This is a genomic window from Aestuariivita sp. (assembly GCF_049276915.1).
In the GTDB taxonomy this organism is placed as follows: Bacteria; Pseudomonadota; Alphaproteobacteria; order Rhodobacterales; family Rhodobacteraceae; genus Aestuariivita.
This window is the reverse complement of the sequence record NZ_JBASXK010000114.1, coordinates 1-4,906: the sequence shown is the minus strand read 5'-3', so window position 1 is coordinate 4,906 and position 4,906 is coordinate 1. Positions and strand designations below refer to the sequence as shown.

Below are 4,906 nucleotides of genomic sequence, written 5' to 3'. Positions count from 1 at the left end.
CTTTTGATATCGGTCCAATTCGTGTCAGCCGTGCTGATGGTGGCCTTCTTGTCTTCCAGGAACACACGGTGTGCGCCGACGGATGAGTTCAGATACAGTTGACCATCAACGATTTCGAACAGATGGGGCTGGGTTGCAATCTTCTTGCCCTTGCTTGTTCCGGTGGCGCACCAGCCGCCATAGGCTGGCGCGAACTTGGCAGGATCGGCCTTGAAAGCTGCCTTGTTCTCGGCTGATGAAAACTTCCAGACGACATCGTCATGCTCATATTTGAACTCCGCAAGGCCCTTCGTCGGCGCACCGGCCTTGTGATAGGCAACGGGATCGTAGCCATTGATGGCAATGTTCTTGGCCGCGTCGGCAATGAAGAACTCTTCGGCGGCATGTGCCGAGCCGAACGAAACGAAGGTTGTGAGAACAGCTGCGGCAAAGCCGCCAAAAAGTTTATTCATAAAAGGAATTCCTTCTCAGTTGCGTTGTTTTGGGCCGTCGTGCACACGCCGTCGATACCCACCCTGTGTAGAACCGCTTGGAGCGTCTTTGGTGACGTCCTTTGCGTACATCAGGCCTAAATTGCGGCATCCTCAAAAACCAATGAATTGAAATCACGAGTCATACACGTTTCATCCAAGCGCCCGTGATCGGCCGAAAACCTTAATGATGTTTTCGAGGCTGGATGATCACGGATCTACGCTTGAGAGGGACAGCCGAACGGGCTTTGTCTCTCATCACAGACGGAGTGCAGGCCACCATCTGTGGTTGTCAGGTAATCGCTCCGAGACGGGTGCAGGTGCCGGGCGGATCGCGCCCTCGGCCGCCATCAGGTCGCGATCATGTAGAACTTTCGCAGTGTTTCGGTGTTTTCCCATGTGCAGGGCCGCCCCTTGGGAATGAAAAACGTATCTCCAGCAACAAAGGTTTCGGACGTGCCGTCGGGATGCGTCAGCGTGACCGAGCCGGAAACAAAATGCATCATCTCGTGAACGGGATAGCCATCTGGGTATTCCTCTCGCGAGGGGGCACATTCCCAAACGCCGGACAACAGGGATTCATCCTCTGCCACATAGGCAGAAAGGTTGACTTCATGCCTGTCGCTGGTTGTGAAACTGTCCTGTTTCGTGAACTGCGACGCCATCATTCCCTGCGGATCGGGGTCAAGTCTGAACATTCCGGTCTTCATGCGCTGTTTCCTTTTGTGAATGGTCCGATCCTGGATGGAACCTTAACATCTCCTTGCCAAAAATCCCGACGGTTTGGCAATCGCACACCCGGTCAGGCAACTGCACGCGCCTGACGCCAGAGCCTTCCGGGGCATCGCGCAAATCTGCGCCTCAGCGACCACCGCCAAGTTCGAGGTCGTATTTGACAGTCTTGAACGGCACATTGCCAAAGGCATTTTGCGCATCCAGCTCTCGCGCATAGCGATGCCCTTCATACACAGCCGCGGCGATGGTTGCCGGGCCAAAACAATCTCCGATCCGTTTGACCGACTGAATTCCCGTCGCTTCGACAGCCTGCGCATCAGCCATAAGCGCGTGATAGAGGCTGTCATTCGGCAAGCGCATGGTCACCGGGACCAGCGCACCGGGGCGCTGTGACAGATCACCGGTCAACAGGTTTTGGATCGTGATGTTTCCCGCGTCGATCGAGACCACAGAGTGACGCGCCAGAATCTCGACACCAAGCTTCACAAGCCGGCGTTCGATATGACCCTGTTCCAATGTGAACTCGGTCCATTGCGCCACGCAAAGGCCGGGCGTGACCAGTGTCACGCCATAGCCCTCGCCAGCCAGCAACTCGGCCATCACGCTCCCCATGTAATAGTGATCGTCATCAAAGATGACGACGCTGCCTTTCGGCGGGCGTCTGCCGTCCATGATATCATCGGGGCAAAACGACGTGTCGCGATCTGCGCCCGCAAGGGCGCTGCGCAAGCTGCGCCCGATGCCATCCCGGCGCCAATGAGACCCTGTAGCCAGCGCCACGTGATCCGGAGCCAGTTCAAGAACGTCCGACGCACTCAGTTCGCTCTCCAGATATGTGCTTACATTCGCCAGATTGACGATCTGCCCCATGCGATAATCGCGCACCCGCGCCCACGCATTCAAATTCGGCAAAGCGCTTTCCCGGGTGACACGGCCACCAAGCTCGCGGCGCGCTTCGGCAAGGGTCACGGTGTAGCCTCGCTTGCCCAAAGCATGTGCCGCCTCAAGCCCCGCGGGTCCGGCCCCGACAACCAAAACATGCGCATCCGACCCCTTATGCGCGATCTGCTCGGGATGCCAATTCTTGCGCCATTCTTCGCTGAATGTCGGATTTTGCGTGCAACGGCTTGGGGCCGACAGGTTGTTCCATGCGGCACAGATGTTGCATCCGATGCACTCGCGAATGTCTTCCAGCCTGCCTTCTTCGATCTTGCGCGGCAGGAACGGGTCAGCAATGGAGGGCCGGGCTGCGCCGATCAGATCCACGATGCCGCGACGGATTGCCGAGACCATGGCGTCCGGGGACGTATATCGCCCTACGGCGGCCACGGGTTTCGTGGTGACCTGCTTGACGAAGGAAATGTAGTCCTCCTGATATCCTTCCTGCGCAAAGCGCGAAGTCATGGAGTCGTTGCTCCAGTCGCTGACGTTGACGTCCCACATATCCGGCAGTTCAGCCAGCATCTCGATCGCATCCCGCCCTTCGCTGCCCGCTTCAAGGCCTGCGTCCCCGATCATCTCGTCCACGGCAAAGCGCGCGATCACGCCCATGGTGTCGCCAACCGCTTCAAGCGTGTCTTCCAGAAGTTCACGATAAAGACGCAGACGGTTTTCCAGCGAGCCGCCATACTCATCTGTCCGATCGTTGTGCCGTCGCGCCAGAAAATGGGCCGGCATCGTTCCGTCATGGCCGGCATAAACGACAACAAGGTCAAACCCCGCGTCGCGCGCCCGCAAGGCCCCCTCGCGGTGCCAGCGCCTGAATTCACGGATGTCCTGCAGGCTCATGGCGCGCGCCTGCACCGGGTGATTGCGCCAGGTCACAGGTCGATGCGCAGGGCCAATCGGGACTTCCCGGCTGTAGATGTTGCCCGAGTCCTGCCCGTTGTGAACCAGTTCGATCGCGGCAAGACTGCCTTGCCTGTGAACCGCGTCGCACATACCTGCCAGATACGGGATATCCATGTCCCCCCAAAGACGCGTCTCGCTGAATGGCGTCACATCGCCTGTCGGATGAAAGTCGCATTGCTCGGTTGACACGATACCCCAGCCGCCCTGGGCTTTGACGTCTCGCATGGCGATCATGCCATCCGGATGAAGACGCCCCATCCCGTTGCAGTGCGGAACCTGGTAGAATCGGTTTTTGGTTGTGACCGGTCCGATTTTGACCGGTTCAAACAGGACATCATACCGAGGGTCTCGCGTCATTCTTCTTGGCCTTTCCTCGAGTTCTCAGTGCGCGCCGGGCTGACTTGCGCAATCCTATGCCACTTGGGCCTTGCCCATCCGATGATGCCGATTGTGTGCCAGCCCCCGCGATCACCCAACTAGATCGAAAGAGCCGCAAGTAAAAAAGTAGCAAGCTGAAATTTCCGCCATGATGCACGCGCCCTCAGAAGGACTGCCCGACAAAGACATAGTAGAGCTGCTCACCATCGTTGTTGGTGGTTGCATCAAACGAAAAATCCACCGGCAGTGATTTCGACAATCTGTAGCGAATGCCAACGCCAGCCGCCGCGTGGGTGCCGGACAAAGACGAAACGATTTCGTTGACCCGGCCAGCTCCGCCAAAGGCTACATAGCCCCAGCGGCTGTTGCCGATACGTCCACGGTATTCTGCCTGCGCAGACACGAGGCTGCTGCCTAAGTACTCAGTCACCGAGAAACCGCGCAAACCATCCGTCAAGCCAATCGAACAGGCGTCAAAGAAAGGTGCCTTTTCGGACGCCCGGCAAAGGGTTCCGGAAACCGCCAGAACACTCCCGGGACCCAATCCCGGTTGAAAATATGATCCCTGCAGCACAGCCTTTGCATAGTCCTGACCGCGCCCTCCAGTGACCTCACCGCGAAACGCATCCAGTGTGACAAGCGAGCCAGTCGTGGGATAGAGATCGGAGTCCCGACGATCCCATTCCGCGATAAGCCCGTATTTGAACACGTCAAGATTGAGTGCAGTCGATACTTCGGGTGGCAGCACGCCACCAAAGTTCGTTGATATCGCGGTTTTGGCGTACTGCAGTCCAAATCCAATCGAAAACTCCTTGGTCAAGCCATAAGAAAGATCGATCTTGTAGAGATCACCGGACTGCTCGAGCGGAAGGTCGAGACCCCCTGCGGTGAAGTCGTATTTCAGGTCCAAGCTCCCAGCCAGCACGGAAAGCTTGTACCTGTTCGCGTTCAGGTTCAGGTCTGCGCCGAAAGCGAAACCCTCGCTGCCATTGTCCGTCCGGAACCCTCCGAAACCGATCGATGAGGTGTTTGACTCCGGGTCTGTCGTGTAAAGCCAGGCCGCGCCGCCAGCGACACCGCTTCCGATCGTGGGATTGCTGAAGGGAATAGGCACCGCAAGAAAAGACCCGTTGCGAAAGCCTACGTCGGGTACCTCTGCGGTCGGAATTGCTTCAAGTGTCTCTTCTGTCAGCGAGGATTGCGCCATGCAAGGCACGGCAGAGAGGAACAGTCCCGCAACTGCCAAGCCCAGCGCCACTGCATGGTTTTCTTTCATGCCTATGTGAATCGCATCTGCGAACAGGGTTGTAAAGTAAGCGGCAACAGGCCTCCAAGCCCAAGAACAGCGGTCCCGTGTCGGATGCCCGCATCACGCGAAGGCATGTCAAGCTCGCTTGATTGGGGCGCGAAACAACGACAGGATGCAGAAGATGGCATCCATTCGGGGAATGTCGGCTCAAACACCCCAGAGG

General features: G+C 57.7%; 4 protein-coding genes. All 4 read right to left on the bottom strand.

Annotated features, from left to right (window positions below):
* On the bottom strand, nt 1–452 hold a 452-nt coding region (locus tag WAO69_RS12415; RefSeq protein ID WP_422179562.1), incomplete at its 3' end, for a YHS domain-containing (seleno)protein.
* Nucleotides 453–820: 368 nt separating this feature from the next.
* The gene (locus WAO69_RS12410; protein ID WP_422179560.1) at nt 821–1,168 is read right to left on the bottom strand and encodes a cupin domain-containing protein; all 348 of its coding nucleotides are present in this window, start codon (nt 1,166–1,168) and stop codon (nt 821–823) included.
* A 163-nt stretch (nt 1,169–1,331) separates the two neighbouring features.
* Entirely contained in the window at nt 1,332–3,413 is a 2,082-nt protein-coding gene (locus WAO69_RS12405; protein ID WP_422179558.1) for an NAD(P)-binding protein, read from the bottom strand.
* 184 nt (nt 3,414–3,597) lie between these two features.
* Entirely contained in the window at nt 3,598–4,710 is a 1,113-nt protein-coding gene (locus WAO69_RS12400) for a BamA/TamA family outer membrane protein (RefSeq protein WP_422179556.1), read from the bottom strand.
* Between the last annotated feature and the right edge of the window lie 196 nt (nt 4,711–4,906).